This window comes from Micromonospora sp. DT41 (assembly GCF_049841715.1).
Lineage (GTDB): Bacteria > Actinomycetota > Actinomycetes > Mycobacteriales > Micromonosporaceae > Micromonospora > Micromonospora profundi.
Map to the genome: position 1 here is coordinate 103,959 of NZ_JBNCKU010000008.1, position 14,624 is coordinate 118,582.

Consider the following 14,624-nt stretch of genomic DNA (forward strand, 5'->3'; position numbering starts at 1 on the left):
GTCGTGAGCGGCTCCGTCGGCGGTCCGCCGATCCAGGACGCCTACCGGCTGCGCCGCGACGCGGAACTGTGCCTCGGCGAGGACGGCTCGCTGACCCTGCGGCAGACCCGCTTCCAGCTCACCCTGGAGCGGCCCGGCATCGGCCGTCGGGCGCTGCTGCTGCGGCTCGCCGCCGACTGGGTGAGCGATGTCGAGGTCGGTCGACTGATCAGCGGCCTGGAGGGGGAGAACCGTGTGCTGCCGGCGCAGTTGCTGCTGCGCCGGCTGCTCGCCCACTCCTGGCTGGAACGTCGTGTCCAGGCCGACGACCGGCCGCTGCTCGACCTGGTGCCCACCGGCCTGGGTCGGGGCAGCTTGCCGGACAGCCGCCCGCACACCCCGGGCGTCCGCTACCGGCTCTCCCGCTTCGCCACCCTCCAGCACGAACGGGGCATGCTCGTGGCCGCGTCGCCGCTGAGCACCCTCACCGTCGGCTGCGCCGACGCCGCCGTCGGCGCGGTGCTCGCCGCCGCGGTTCCGGGCGTCGGACCCGACACGGTGGCCCGCACGCTCGGCGTGTCGCCGGAGGCCGCCGGCCGGGTGCTCGACGAGTGTGCCACCGCCCGGATCCTGGTCACCGACGCCGAGTTCGAGGCCGAGCGCGACGACGCGCCACTTGCCTACTGGTCGCCGGAGGAGCTGCGGCTGCACCACCGCTCCCGCGCCGGCCGGCACGCGCTGCCGGTGGGCGGCACCTACCGGATGCGGGAACGTTTCGCCCCGCAACCGCTGCGCCGCCCGTACGAAGGGGGCCGGGTGGTCGAACTGCCGCTGCCGGACCTCGCGACGATCGCCAAGGAGGATCCCGCGTTCAGTCAGGTCGTCGCGGACCGGCGCACAGTGCGCGAACACGACGACGCGGCCCCGCTGCCCCTGGAACGGCTTGCGGAATTCCTGCACCGGTCGCAGCACACCACTGCCGTCGGAGAGGCCGGCGGGCAGGAGATCGGCCACCGGCCCTACCCGGGCGGCGGCGGGGTCTACGAACTGGAGATCTATCCGCTGGTCGCCCGTTGCGCCGGCCTCGACAGCGGGCTCTACCACTACGACGCGGTCGGGCACCGGCTGGAGCCGGTCGCGGCCTGGGCAGCTGCCGCCGACCGGCTGCTGGCGTACGCCAGGGCGGCCGGCGCCATGCCCCGGCCGCCGCAGATCGTCCTGGTGGTCACCGCCCGGGTCCAGCGGCTCATGTGGAAGTACGAAGGGATGAGCTACGCCATGATTCTCAAGGACGCTGGTGTGCTGACCCAGCAGATGTATCTCGTCGCCACCGCCATGGGCCTGGCGCCGTGCGCCCTCGGCGCCGGGGACTCCCAGGCGTTCGCCGAGTTGTCCGGGCTCGACCCTCTGGTCGAGCCGAGCGTGGCCGACTTCCTGCTCGGTTCGCGGTGCGCCGCAGCGGGGGAACGGCAATGAAGTTCCGGCGGCAGGCGCTGCGCCAGCTGGAGGCGCCCGAGCAACTGGACCGGGCGGTGCGGCTGACCACGGTGCCGAACTGGCTGGCCACCGCAGCGCTCGTCATAGTCGTTGTCGCCGCGGGCGTCTGGTCGGTGCGCACTGTCGTCCCGCGGACCGTCGAGGCGGCCGGCGTGCTTATCCACTCCAACGGGATCTCCGCACTCGACGCGCTCGACAGCGGACAGGTCACAAAGGTGTGGGCGGCACCGCACCAGCGGGTGGCGAAGGGCACGCCCCTCTACAGCCTGCGCACGATGGACGGCAAGGTGCGTGTGGAGAACGCGCCGGGTGACGCGTACGTCGTGGCCTGGCTGGTCTCCGAGGGCGAAATCGTCACCCCGGGTACGCACCTGGCCGACCTGGAACGCCTCGACACCGCCGGAGACGCGTTGCAGGCCGTGGTCTACGCCCCCGCCGTGGCCGCGCCGCTGCTGCAACCCGGCGTACCCGTCGAGGTGGCCGCCGCCGCGGCGCCGCGCAACGTGTTCGGCACCCTGGCCGGCCAGGTCATCACTGTCGGCGCCTTCCCGGAGACGGAGGCTTCGCTGCGCGCCTTCCTGGGCACCGGGCCGGACGTCCGGCGGCTGCTGGCCGACGGCAGCGTGGTCCGGGTGACCGTCGCCCTGGAACCCGACCCGGCAGCCCTGGGCGGACTGCGCTGGACCAAGTCCCCGCCGCCGTTCCAGCTCAACTCGGCAAGCGAGGTCACCGCATGGTTCACAGTGGACCAGGAGCACCCGATCGACTGGTTGCTGCGGCGATGAGCGCGCCGCCGATCGCCGCTGCCGGCACACCTGAGCTGCCCAGGATCCGGCGTCGACGGGTCCGCACGCCCACACTGATCCAGATGGAGGCGGTGGAGTGCGGGGCCGCCGCGCTCGGGATCCTGCTCGCCCACCACGGTCGCCACGTGCCACTGGAGGAACTGCGCCGGGTGTGCGGAGTGAGCCGGGACGGCTCCACCGCGGCGACGGTCCTCAAGGGCGCCCGCCGGTACGGGATGGTGGCAAAGGGCTTCCAGATGGACCTGGCCGGCCTGGCCACCGTGGCGCTGCCGGCGGTGCTGTTCTGGCGCTTCGAGCACTTCGTGGTGCTGGAAGGGCTCGGCCGGAAGGTCCACATCAACGACCCGGCCACCGGTCCCCGCGCGGTGAGCTGGGAGGAGTTCGACGGCGCGTTCACCGGCATCGTGCTCACCATGCAGCCCGGTCCGGAGTTCCGGTCGGGCGGCACCCGCTACCGTCTGCTCCGGGCGTTGGCGCAGCGGTGGCGCGGTCCGGGTTCGGCGATCGCGCAGATGCTGCTGCTCGGGCTGCTGATCGCGGTGGTCGGTCTGACCATCCCGGTGATGGCCCAGGTCTTCGTCGACCGGGTGCTGTTGCAGGAGGATCGGGCCGCCCTCGCCGGTCTGGTGGCGGCGGTGGCGGTAGCCACAGTGCTTACCTTCCTTGCCAGCCTGCTCCAGCAACGCCTGACCGTACGCGCGGAGACGGCGCTCGCCCTGAGCAGCGCCGCGCGGTTCTTCCGACATCTGCTGCGGCTGCCGCCGAATTTCTTCGACCAGCGGCAGGCCGCCGACCTCAGCCAGCGGGTCCGTGGCAACGAGGTGGTCGCCGAGGTGCTCACCCGCCGTGCGGCCACCACAGTTGTCGACACCGGGCTCGTGCTGGCGTACGGGGCGCTGCTCTGCCAGTACGACCTGCTGCTGGGACTGTGCGCCGTGGTCCTCGCCGGGCTGAACGTCAGCGTGCTGCGCTATGTCGCCTCGACCCGGTCGATCGCCGTCGCCGGGCTCCAGGCGGACCGCAGCAAGCTGGTGACGACCGTCTACACCACGGTCCAGATGATCGAGACGGTGAAGGCAGGCGGTGAAGAGGAACGCGCCGTGGCCCGGTTCGCGGCACGCCACGCCACAGTCGCCACCCGCCAGCAGCGGCTGGGGGTGCCCACTGCGGTGCTCTCCGTCCTGCCGGCGTTCCTCGCCTCGGGGACCGCAGCGGTGCTGTTGGGGCTTGGCAGCCGGCAGGTAGCGGCGGAGGCGATGAGCGTCGGTGTGCTGGTCGGCATGCAGAGCCTCGCCATCGCGATGAACCGGCCGTTGGGCAACCTGACCGCGCTGGGCTCGCGCCTTCAGGACATGAGCGCCGACCTCAACCGACTGCGCGACGTGGAGCAGTACCCGCTGCCGTCGGCCGAGGACCGACCTGCCGGACCGTTGGCGCCAATGGAGGGGCACCTGCGCATCGAGGAGGTCACCTTCGGCTACAACCCGCTGGGCCGTCCACTGCTGGAGAACTTCAGTCTGGACCTGCCGCCGGGCGCCCGGGTGGCGCTCGTCGGCCGTTCCGGCAGCGGCAAGTCGACGGTGGGCCGACTGGTCGCCGGGCTCTACCGCCCGTGGACCGGCCGGGTCACTGTCGACGGCGTCGAACGGACGGGGACCGACGACGGCCTGTGGGCGGCCACCGTCGCCATCGTGGACCAGGACCTGCGGCTGTTCGAGGGGACAGTCCGGGACAACGTCACGATGTGGGACCTCACTGTCGCAGACGAGGACGTCGTCACCGCGCTCACCGACGCGTGTCTGTACGACGAGGTGGCGGCCCGCCCGGGTGGCCTGGCCAGCCCGGTACGGGAGAACGCCCGCAACTTCTCCGGCGGGCAGCGGCAGCGGCTGGAGATCGCCCGCGCGCTCGTCCGCAACCCTCGGGTGCTGGTGCTCGACGAGGCCACGAGCGCGCTGGACGCCGAGACCGAACGCCGCATCGACATGCACCTGCGCCGTCGGGGGGCCACCTGTCTCATCGTGGCGCACCGCCTGTCCACGGTCCGCGACTGCGACCTGATCGTCGTCCTCGACGGCGGTCGGGAGGTGGAGCGCGGCACCCACGAGCAACTTGTCGCCCGGGACGGGGCGTACGCACGCCTGGTCCGGGACCACTGACCCCCGACGAATCCGAGGAGACGCTGATGACCGACGCGGTGGAAGATCCCCCGACCGGCGGCCTGATCGGCTTCTGCGGCGACGGCGTACGCCAGGTCTGTCGCCTGGACGGCCCGGTGGCGGGATGGTTGGTGACCGGCGGCGAGGCCGACCTGTTCGCGGTGCGCCGGGCCGGGATGAGCCCGTCTCGTCGCCACCATGTGGCCCGGCTGCCCGCAGGTGGCCTGGTGCCGACGTCCACGGCGATCGGCGCGTGGCAGTTGATCCTGGTGCCGCTGCCCGGCACGGAGCTGCGTGGGCTGCCCCGGCGTCACCTGTCCCTGCTGGAGCGGCACGTCCGGCTCGACCGTCCGGTGGACGAGGGGCCGCCGTCGCGGGCGCGAACGGCTGCGATGGAGCTTGTCGCAGCGGTGGACCTGGTGCTTGTCACCGTCGCGGATGCGTTGCGTCGGGGGCAGGCGCCCCGGGAGGCGTCCACCCTGCGCGGGCGCGAGATCGTGTCGCTGGCGCAGGGCAGCGCCCTCACCTCCACCGGCGGCGCCTGGTGGCTGCGCAGCGCGGGCGGGCAGCTGCGACGCAACGACGGTGGCCCGGTGGAGATGTCGGGGGAGCGGGAGCTGCTGCTAGTCGCCGAGCGGGACTGGGTGGTGGCCGAGTCGCCGTGCGCGGTGGAGAGCCACAGCAGTTGGGACCTGCTGGTCGGTGGTCAACTCCGGACGGCTGTCGACCAGCACGTGGCCCGACTGCTGCGGATGGTGGAGGCCCGCATCGAGGAGGCCGACGCGGCCCTGCTGAGCGCTGTGGAGCGGCGGCGGCAGATCGACGCCGCGGTGCTCGCCGCGGCGGCCCGCCGGTCGATCGGGGTGATCGGCGCGGGTGGGGCGGTGCCGGTTCCGGACATCGAGACCGGCTTCGACAGGTACGAGCGGGCGGCCGCTGTGGTCCGGGTGGTCACCGAGGGAATGGGCGCGCCGGTGAACGAGCCGGCGGACCGCAGCCGCGCGCCGCTGTCCGACCGCGCGGCGGTGCACGCGGTGTCCCGGGCGTCCAGCCTGTTCCTGCGCGAGGTGCGGCTGCCGGAGCGGTGGTGGCGGCGCGACCTGGGGCCGATTGTCGGGTGGCGGGTCGGCGACGACCCGGAGCGGGCCGTCGCGGTGCCGCTGCTGTTCCGCCGGGGCCGCTACCACCACGTCGACCCGGACACCCGGGCCCACCGTCCGGTCGACGCGACGACGGCCGCGACGTACGCCGCCGAGGCGACCCAGGTGCAGGCGCCACTGCCACCCACGGCCCGGATGCGGCACCTGCTGCGGGCCGGGCTCGTCGGTGCGTCCCGCGACCTGCGTGGGCTGCTGTTCGCCGCCGCCTGCGTGGCCGTGTTGGGCCTCGGCGTGCCGTTGGCCACCGGCGAGGTGCTCGGCCAGTTGGCCCGCAAGGGCGAGGTGGACGGCCTGTTCGGGTTCCTCGCCCTGATGCTCAGCGCCGCGGTCGTCGCGGTGCTCGTCGGCGTGGTGCAGAACCTGCGGCTGCTGCGGTTGGACGGGCGGTTGCAGTCCGGCGCGCAGCTGGCGATCTGGGACCGGCTCATGCGGCTGCCGGCCCGGTTCTTCACCGGGCGCAGCAGCGGTGAGATCGCCAACTCGATGCTGGGGATCTCGTTCGTCGGTGAAGCGCTGAGCGCTTTGCTGCCGCAGCTCGTCTCGGCCGGCGCGACAGTGCTTGTGGTCCTCGGCATGCTCCTGGTGGTCGAGCCCGTGCTCGGCCTGTGGGGGGCGGGGATCGTCGCGGTCACCATGCTGACCTTCGGCGCGTTCGCCGTGCTGATCGTCCGTCAGCAGCGGTCGGCGCTTCCGGCCGAGCACCGGGCTGCGGCGATGACCAACCAGCTGCTGGGCGGCATCATCAAGATCAAGGTTGCGTCCGCCGAGGCCCGCGCCCACGCCCGGTGGTCCGAGGTGGCCGCCACGGCCCGGGCGGCGCTGCAACGGGTCCGGCAGAGCCAGGCCGGCCTGGTCGCCTTCGCCACAGTGCTGCCGGTCGCCGGTCAACTGGTCCTGTTCGCCGTGCTGATGGGGCCGCTCGCCGGCAGGGTCGCGCCTGCCGACTTCTTCATCCTCAACGTCGCCTTCGCCATGCTGCTCGGCGCGCTGCTCGTCCTGGTGTCGGGCGGGGTCGAGGTGATCGCGGCGGTGCCCCGGCTGGGCAGCCTCCGGGCGATCCTGCGCGCCGACCCCGAGGCGCGGCCGGACCGGGTGGATCCGGGCGAGCTGCGCGGCGAGGTGGCGCTGCACCGGCTCACCTTCGCCTACCAGACGGACGAGCCGCCTGTGCTCGTCGACATCGACCTGCACGTCCGCCCGGGCGAGTTCGTTGCCATCGTCGGACCGAGCGGCTGCGGAAAGTCCACACTGCTGCGGCTGCTGCTCGGCTTCGAACGCCAGCAGCAGGGCGCTGTGCTCTACGACGGCCAAGACCTCTCCGAACTCGACGTACACGCGGTCCGCCGGCAGTGTGGCGTGGTCCTCCAGGACGGCCAGCTCTTCGCCGGCTCGGTACGGGACAACATCTGCGGCGCCGGCAGCTTCCCGCTGGACCAGGTCTGGGAGGCGGCGCGGATGGCCGGCCTCGCCGACGACCTGGAGGCGCTGCCGATGGGGATGAGCACGATGGTGCCGTTCGGCGGTGGCACGCTGTCGGTCGGGCAGCGCCAGCGGGTGCTCATCGCCCGCGCGCTGGCGCCCCGGCCCCGGATCATCTTCCTCGACGAGGCCACGAGCGCCCTGGACAACCGCACCCAGGAGGTCGTCACCCGCAGCACCGCCGCCCTGGCCGCGACCCGCGTGGTAATCGCCCACCGGCTGTCCACGGTCCGTGCGGCGGACACCATAGTGGTCCTCGACGCGGGCCGGATCGTCCAGCGCGGCACCTACGACGAGTTGATGGACCAACCCGAGGGACTGTTTCACAGGTTGGCGAGGCGGCAACTTGTGGAGCAGCCGGAAACCTCCGACGCGGTGGTGGAGAGCCGGCAGCCGGACGGGCAGCCCGCGACGAGCTGACGGAGGGTCAGCCGTTGTCGATGACCGAGCCGTCCTCCAGGCACACGTCCGTGTCGAGGTGGTTCTCCAGCAGCTCCGCGACGTGCGCCTCCGCCTGGTTCTCCACGGCGAGCCGGAACGCCTCGGCGAGCACGCTGACCACACCCTGGGTCAGCAGCAGGGTTTCCCTGTCGAGGTCGGCCCAGGACGACCGGGCGCCGCCGCGTACGACTTCCGGCGCCAGGGCCAGCAGTCGTGCCGTGACGGCGGCGACCAACTCGTCGGCCACCGGCCGGAGGCTGTCCAGCACCTCGCTGAGGGTCTGCAACGCCGGCACCGTGCCCACCCGTACCCGGTGCAGGTCCAGGGCGGCGCGCAGCGGGCGTGGCCGTACGGTGCGGACCGTGCCGTCGGTGGTGCGTCCGATCACGCCGTGCCGGGTCAGCGCGTGGGCCAGCGCGGGACGGTCGGCGGTCAGGCGTTGCAGCATCGCGGTCAGCCCGTCGGGCGCCTCGTCGCTGGGCCGGACCCCGAGCATCGCCTCGATGGAGACCAGGTTGAAGCCCTGCCGTTGCAGGGCGAGGATCGCGTCCAGCCGGCGGACGTGCGAGTCGTCGTAGAGGGCGGCCCGGCCGTGCCGCACCGGCGGCGGCAGCAACCGCCGCGCCTGGTGCGCGCGGATGTTGCGCGCCGACATCCCGACCTTGCGGGCGAGTTCCTCCACGCTGTACCCGGCCGGGCCGCCGGGCGTCGTCGTCACCTCGTCGATGGTCACGGTCGCCTCCGGGGAGCACTCGGTGACGGAACATCCACCTGTCGAACCGCTGTTGCGGCGAGCGGTCGACGATCGCAGCGTATGTGCGGGAAGCGGGCGGGTGACAGTCGAGGAATTACTACTTGTCGATGGTGGCATGAGTCATTAGAATCCCCGATCCGCCGTACGTCGCTGATTCCCAATTACCCGGCTTTCGCCGCAGCGCGACAGTTTCGCGGCCACATTCGATGAAATTCCCACGCGTTGCGTGGCCCGGATCGACAGGTGGCCCACGATGAAGCGAAATCGGCGGCCCGGAACCTCCCGCGCTGCCTCTCGCCGCCGCTTTGAAGTCGCCGCTGGCGGCCGACCACCGAAGGGAGCAGGGCATGACACCTGTCGATCGAGCGGTCTTCGTGGCCGCGTACAGCCGGCTCGTCGCCGACGTCTGGGCCGACCCCGTCAAGGAGCAGGCGCTCGACCGGGACCCGCGGGCGTTCCTCGCCGGCTACGGACTTCAACTGCCCGAAGACGTGCAGGTACGGGTGGTCCGGGACGTCGCCGACACCGACCCTGACCTGGAGGTGCAGATCGAGTCGTGGGAGCGCGCGGGCACCACCGGCGCCTTCGTGCTCTTCGTGCCGTCGCTGTTGCCGGTGGCCCAGTCGGAGCTGGCCGAGGACGAGTTGGACAGCGTCGTGGCGGGCCTGGACCCCAGCTGCGCCTGCTGCTGCCCGTGCTGCTGCACCTGACACCGATGTCTGCCGCCCGCAGGCTGGCGCGGCAGATTCTGATGGCACTCAGATGCAAATCATTGATTGCCGAACCTCGATCTTTCTAGCGTTCTCACCACGGCAATTAACCGACCGTCCCACAGTGATCCCCGAGGAAGGACCGAACGATGAGCAACGACGATCAGGAATATGGCGCGAGGTTCGTGACCAAGTACTCGGAACTCGTCACCGCGGTGTGGCGCAGCGACGAGGAACTGCAACGCCTCCTCGCCGACCCGACCGGCTACGCGACCGCCGCAGGCCTGCCGGTGGCCGCCGGAGCCACGGTCGAGGTCGACCGCGCCCAGCCCGCCACGCTCTACACCAAGGAGCAGATCGTCGACGACTGGGCCGGCACGCCCGGCCGGCACGTGCTGCACGTACCCGAGGTGCCGCTCGTCGACCTCAACGAGCTGACCGAGGCCGAGCTGGAGTCGGTCGCCGGTGGCGTCGCCCCCGTCGCCGACAACAACGTCAACATCATCGCCGTCCTCATCCTCTGACGTTCCCACCCCCCACCGGGAGCCTCGATGACTGACATGACCGAGACCATCGCGTTCCGATCCGGCACCTACCGGACGGCCACCGTGGAGCAGACCTGGGAACGGGTCGGTGGCATGCTCGACCGGTTCCGGATCACCCGGGTCGCCGACATCACCCGGCTCGACGAGATCGGCCTACCGGTGCACGTCGCCTACCGGCCCGTCGGAGCCACAATGGCGGTGAGCGTCGGCACCGGTGCCACGGCGACGCAGTCCCGGGTCAGCGCGGTGATGGAGAGCATCGAGTCCTGGCATGCCGAGAACCTCCGGCCGGGGACCGTGGTCCGGTCCCCGGCCGAGGCGCTCGACCTGCCGTACGACATCCGGTGGCTGCACCTGGCGGAACGGTCGCCCCTGACCTCCGCCGTCGAACTCGACTGGGTGGCCGGCCGCGGGCTGCTGACCGGCGCGCGTTGCCTGGTGCCCCGCGCCACAATCGAACTGGACTTCACCATCCGGCGTGGCTGGGACCGCGCCCTGTTCACTCCCAGCAGCAACGGGTTGGCCACCGGCAACACCTTCGCCGAGGCCAGCCTGCACGCCCTGCTGGAGGTCGTCGAGCGGGACTGCATCGCCCCGTACTGCACCTCGCCGTTGGACGAGCGCACCTACACCGACCCGGGCACCGCCACGAACGCGATGACCCGCACCGTGCACGACGCGCTGGTGCGCGCCGGCTGCTGGGTGGAGGTCTGCGACATCACGAACGCGGTAGGTGTGCCCTGCTATGCCGCCTCGATCTGGTCGCCGGACCTGCCTGTCACCTTCGGCGGCTTCGGCTGCCACCTGGACCCGGAGATCGCCGTCGGGCGGGCCATGTCGGAGGCGGCCCAGTCGCGGCTGGTAATGGTCTCCGGAGCCCGCGACGACATCGACGCCACCGCGTACCACGACGTCGGTGCGCCGCCGGTGCCGCCGCCCACCGTCGATCGGCCGGTCCGGCCGGTCCGCCGGGACCTCCCGCCGGCCGGAGACGTGACCCAGGTGCTGCGCGAGCTGGCGTCGCGGGTGCAGCGGATCACCGGCGTCGAGCCGTTCAGCGTCGACCTGACCCACGACGAGATCGGCATTCCGGTGAGCAAGGTGTTCGCCCCCGGCCTGCGGATGTTCGACGAGCGGGCCCTGAGTACCCGACCAGGAGTGCCCCGTGACTGACGTCGTCTTCATCGGTCCGAGCCTGCCGGCGGACGAGGTCGCCCGGCTGCTGCCCGACGCGGTGGTGCTGCCGCCCGTCGCGCACGGCGACCTGCTCCGCCTGGACGTCGGACCCGGCGACCGGGTCCTCGTCATCGACGGGTTCTTCCTGCAACACCCGCCGGTACGCCACCGGGAGATCCTCGACCTGCTCGACCGTGGGGTGACAGTGGCCGGCGCCGCAAGCATGGGTGCGCTGCGCGCCGCCGAGCTGTGGCCGTTCGGGATGCGTGGTGTAGGCGAGGTGTTCCAGCTCTACCGCGACGGCGTCGTCACCGGCGACGACGAGGTGGCAGTGGTGCACGGGCCCGCCGACGAGGGCCACCGCACGTTGAGCGAGCCGCTTGTCAACATCCGGGTCGCGCTGCGCCGCGCCGTCGTCGACGGGGTGCTCAGCGACGCCGAAGCCGGGCTGCTGCTGGACCTGTGCCGGGACCTGCCCTTCCGGCGGCGGTCGTACCGCGCGCTGGAGCGCACCGCGCCGCCCGAGGCGGCGCCCGTTGTGGACCGTTTCCTGACGTGGCACCGGCGCGACCCCTCCGACGCCAAGGGCGCCGACGCGCGACTGCTGCTGTCGATGGCCGCGGACAACGCGCCCGAGCTGTGCCCGGCGCACGACGGCGACCAGCCGATCGACAATCTGCACACCCGCTTCATGGACAGCTGGCGATCACGGTTCGCCGGGGCTTCTGTCGGCGGGCACTGGGTAAGCGACCGGGAGGCCGCGGCGGCACTGATGCTGCTGCACCCTGAGACGCCGACCTGGCATCGACGCAGCGTGCTGGCCGGGCTGGCCGCTGTCGACATCGCCGACCCGACGGCCGAGGAGCGCGCCCACGAGGTGGCCCGTCAGCGAGGACTGACCGCAGCGGGCTCCCACGGCTGGGACTGGCTCACCGACCGGGAACGGGGCCTCGACGATCGCGAGGCGGTGCTGCGGATGCTGGTGCGAGCGTTCGGCACCACGCCGTACCGCAGCCTGGCGCTGTGGATGGTCGCGGCGCCGCTGCGTACCCCGGCGCTGCTCGCCGCCGCGCGGCAGGTCGCGGCGATCGCCGCGTCGCTGAACGAGACAGTCGTTCCGCGTACGACGGGACACCGCCGCCCGGGTGGTCGGCTCCACTTCCGCACCGAGGTCATCGACGCGTGTTTCGCCAGTCTGTGGGGCTGTGACGTCGACGGGCTGGAAGCGGCGGCGTGGGACCGGGGCTTCGTCGACCTGTCGGCGTTCCGGTACGCCGCCGAACCGTTCGTGGCGTACGTCAAGGCATTCGGCGCCCCGCGGCTGCCGGCGGTGGCGCAGCGCGTGCAGGAGGAAACCCTTGCCGGTTCCGCGGCCCGGGTCAGCTGAGGAGGCGTCGATGAGCGGCACGGTGAAGGCGGCACTGATCTACCCCCCGCTTACCGATCCCACCTCGGGATACCACTCCCTGAACTATCTCGACTCGTACGCGCGGGCGCAGGGTCACCGGCCGGCGGACATCATCGACGCCAACATCGAGGCGTTCCACCACTCCCACACCCCGTCGGCGTACGAGTGGCTGCGGCGGGAGCTGTCCCGGCTCTCGATCGACGACCTCAGCGGCCCGGACGCGCTGATGGCCCGGGCGAACCAGCTCGGCCTGCCCGACCCCGACCCGGAGCGGCTGCGCCGGTCGATCGGGGTCCTACAGGATCCGACACTGTTCTACGACTACGGGCACTACCAGGACGCCGTCGAGGGCGTGATCTCCTGGATGGACGCGCTCGGCGCCGTCGGGTTCCCCGGGCAGTTCCGCGCCGGTTTCCGGCTGCAACCGCCGCCGATGATCTCGATCGGTTCGGTGGCCGCGCTTACCGACGAGGCGATGCTCGCCCGGCTCAACAGGCCCTTCCAGCCGTACTACGAGGACGTGTTGATCCCACGGCTGGCCGCCGCTGGGCACCAGGTGATCGGGATCAGCGCCACCTACCAGTGGCAGCTACCGTTCGCGCTCTGGATCGCGCGGCTCGTCCGCCGGGCCTGCCCGGACGCCTTCCTCGTCGCCGGTGGCACGGAGATCTCGGACGTCTGGAAGTGCGCAAGCAAACCCGAGTACGTCTTCCAGGTGCTTGCCGACTTCGACGCGATAGTGGTCGGCGAGGGGGAGAGCGCGTACACGGAGATCCTGGACGCGGTGGCGGCCGGGACGCTGCCGGCGGGGCACCCCAACGTCCGACTGCACCCGAAGTACGGCCGCCAGCGCCAGTTGCCCCTGCGCTACGAGCGCCTGGCGCAGATGCCGGTCCCGGACTTCTCCGGCCTGCCCTGGGACCTCTACCTCAGCCCGGAGCGGTTCGTCTACTATTCGCCGACCCGGGGCTGCTACTGGAACAAGTGCACGTTCTGCGACTACGGCCTGAACACCGACGGCCCCACCAGCCCGTGGCGGCAGGACACGGTGGACAAGATGATCACCGACGTCACGGAGCTGTCGAAGTTCGCCAAGTTCATCTACTTCTCGGTGGACGTGCTCGCGCCCGCGACGATCCTGCGCTTCGCCGAGCAGGCAGTCGAGCGAGGGCTGGACTTTCGCTGGGGCGCCGAGATCCGGTTGGAGAAGTACTGGTCGGACGAGCGCTGCGAGCTGTTGCGGCGCAGCGGCTGTGTCGCCATCTCGGTCGGCTTCGAGTCCGGCAACCAGCGCATCCTGGACCTGATCGACAAGGGCACCAAGCCGGAGCAGGTACGGCGCACCATGACCGCGATGACCAAGGCCAACATCGGTGTGCAGATGATGGGCTTCACCGGGTTTCCCACCGAGACCCGCGAAGAGGCGTTGGACAGCATCACGTTCCTGCGCGACAACCCGGACCTGTGGACCCTCGGCGGGCTCGGAGACTTCATGCTGACCCCGGGCGCGATCGTCGCGAAGGAGCCGGAGCGGTTCGGCCTCACGAACGTGCGGCCGGTGGAGGGCTCGGACATCGTCCGGGTCCTCCAGTACGACGAGCCGGTGACCGAGGCGGCGCAGGCCGAGGTCGCCCAGGCCAAGGCCGGTCTCAACCCCGGGCACTACCACCGTCCGTGGCTGGGCAGCACCGACACCCCGCACACGTTCTTCTACCACGACCGCTACGGCACGGCGGTGCGCGGCGTGCTCGCCAATGACCGGGTCCGACACGACGGCGACGACGAGACCGAGTTCCTCGCCAACGGTTCCTTCGTGGACCACGACGACGAGCAGGTCCGAGAGGCGTACCGGCGGATGCGGTCGGACGACCAGGACGGCGTCCCCGGCGACCTGCCGGCGGACCGGCACCTGTTCCGCCGGGCCGACGGCCAGGTGTTCGCGCTCAACCGCAGCAGCCGGCTGTTCCTGGATCTCTTCACCGCGCCGCTCACCCTCGCCGAGGCGCAGCGTCGGCTGTGGATCGTCGAACGGACGGTCGCGGACCGGGTGTGGCGGACCTTCATCGAGCAGCGGCTGATCCGTCGGCATCGGCTCCCGGCCGAGCCGGGGCTGTGACCCGAACGCTTGTGACACGACCGCTGGTGACCCGACCGCTGGTGACACGACACGCGCGCCCGTCGACCCGGGCCTGACCTGCCGACCTGCCTTCGAGATGGGGCGTTTCCGCCTCCGGCGCGTCGACTCGCCGGGGCCGGGGCGGTCGTGCTCACCGACGCACCGCTGCCGCGGCGACGGCACAAATCGACCGACATTACAGTGACATACGTCACAGTCCTTGTCCCAAGCATGGGTTTAGCTGCTGGTGGCAGCAAGTATTCGAGCCGTCTCTTTCGGTGATCGGACTTTAGTACAGTACCGACCCCCTGACGCGGCGTACATGCTGACCAAGAGCAATGTAAATGCCGAGATGCTGTTGTGACCGGCCTGCGCCGGTTCTTGTTTCGGCACC

10 protein-coding genes are annotated in these 14,624 nt (G+C 71.5%); 9 read left to right on the top strand and 1 reads right to left on the bottom strand.

Annotated features, from left to right (window positions below; translation table 11 throughout):
- Positions 1-3 precede the first annotated feature (3 nt).
- From ACLQ23_RS17005 to ACLQ23_RS17020, 4 genes are read left to right on the top strand one after another with little or no spacing between them, the layout of a single operon-like run.
- The gene (locus ACLQ23_RS17005) at positions 4-1,455 is read left to right on the top strand and encodes a SagB family peptide dehydrogenase (RefSeq protein ID WP_053660825.1); all 1,452 of its coding nucleotides are present in this window, start codon (positions 4-6) and stop codon (positions 1,453-1,455) included.
- Positions 1,452-2,261: a hypothetical protein gene (locus ACLQ23_RS17010; protein ID WP_355593398.1), complete on the top strand. Its 810-nt coding sequence runs from the start codon at positions 1,452-1,454 to the stop codon at positions 2,259-2,261. Before ACLQ23_RS17005 ends, ACLQ23_RS17010 begins: the two co-directional genes overlap by 4 nt.
- The gene (locus tag ACLQ23_RS17015) at positions 2,258-4,441 is read left to right on the top strand and encodes an NHLP family bacteriocin export ABC transporter peptidase/permease/ATPase subunit (RefSeq protein ID WP_355593400.1); all 2,184 of its coding nucleotides are present in this window, start codon (positions 2,258-2,260) and stop codon (positions 4,439-4,441) included. Before ACLQ23_RS17010 ends, ACLQ23_RS17015 begins: the two co-directional genes overlap by 4 nt.
- Positions 4,442-4,467: 26 nt before the next feature.
- The gene (locus ACLQ23_RS17020; RefSeq protein ID WP_197281668.1) at positions 4,468-7,500 is read left to right on the top strand and encodes an ATP-binding cassette domain-containing protein; all 3,033 of its coding nucleotides are present in this window, start codon (positions 4,468-4,470) and stop codon (positions 7,498-7,500) included.
- Between the two features lie 7 nt (positions 7,501-7,507).
- Here ACLQ23_RS17020 and ACLQ23_RS17025 read toward each other — a convergent pair whose 3' ends face one another.
- Positions 7,508-8,254: a MerR family transcriptional regulator gene (locus ACLQ23_RS17025; protein WP_053660819.1), complete on the bottom strand. Its 747-nt coding sequence runs from the start codon at positions 8,252-8,254 to the stop codon at positions 7,508-7,510.
- Between the two features lie 368 nt (positions 8,255-8,622).
- On the opposite strand from ACLQ23_RS17025, the gene ACLQ23_RS17030 reads away from it, so the two are divergent.
- From ACLQ23_RS17030 to ACLQ23_RS17050, 5 genes are all read left to right on the top strand, one after another.
- Complete coding sequence (locus ACLQ23_RS17030; RefSeq protein WP_053660817.1) at positions 8,623-8,985, top strand: hypothetical protein; 363 nt, start codon at positions 8,623-8,625, stop codon at positions 8,983-8,985.
- 149 nt (positions 8,986-9,134) lie between these two features.
- Positions 9,135-9,509, top strand: a complete 375-nt coding sequence (locus tag ACLQ23_RS17035; RefSeq protein ID WP_053660815.1) for a class IIb bacteriocin, lactobin A/cerein 7B family — start codon at positions 9,135-9,137, stop codon at positions 9,507-9,509.
- A 27-nt stretch (positions 9,510-9,536) separates the two neighbouring features.
- Positions 9,537-10,703 (top strand): YcaO-like family protein, encoded by a 1,167-nt coding sequence (locus ACLQ23_RS17040; RefSeq protein ID WP_082377719.1) that lies wholly within the window; start codon positions 9,537-9,539, stop codon positions 10,701-10,703.
- Positions 10,696-12,093: a TfuA-like protein gene (locus ACLQ23_RS17045; RefSeq protein ID WP_355593403.1), complete on the top strand. Its 1,398-nt coding sequence runs from the start codon at positions 10,696-10,698 to the stop codon at positions 12,091-12,093. Before ACLQ23_RS17040 ends, ACLQ23_RS17045 begins: the two co-directional genes overlap by 8 nt.
- A gap of 10 nt (positions 12,094-12,103) precedes the next feature.
- On the top strand, positions 12,104-14,230 hold the full coding sequence (locus tag ACLQ23_RS17050) for a B12-binding domain-containing radical SAM protein (RefSeq protein WP_053660809.1): 2,127 nt from the start codon (positions 12,104-12,106) through the stop codon (positions 14,228-14,230).
- Positions 14,231-14,624 lie beyond the last annotated feature (394 nt).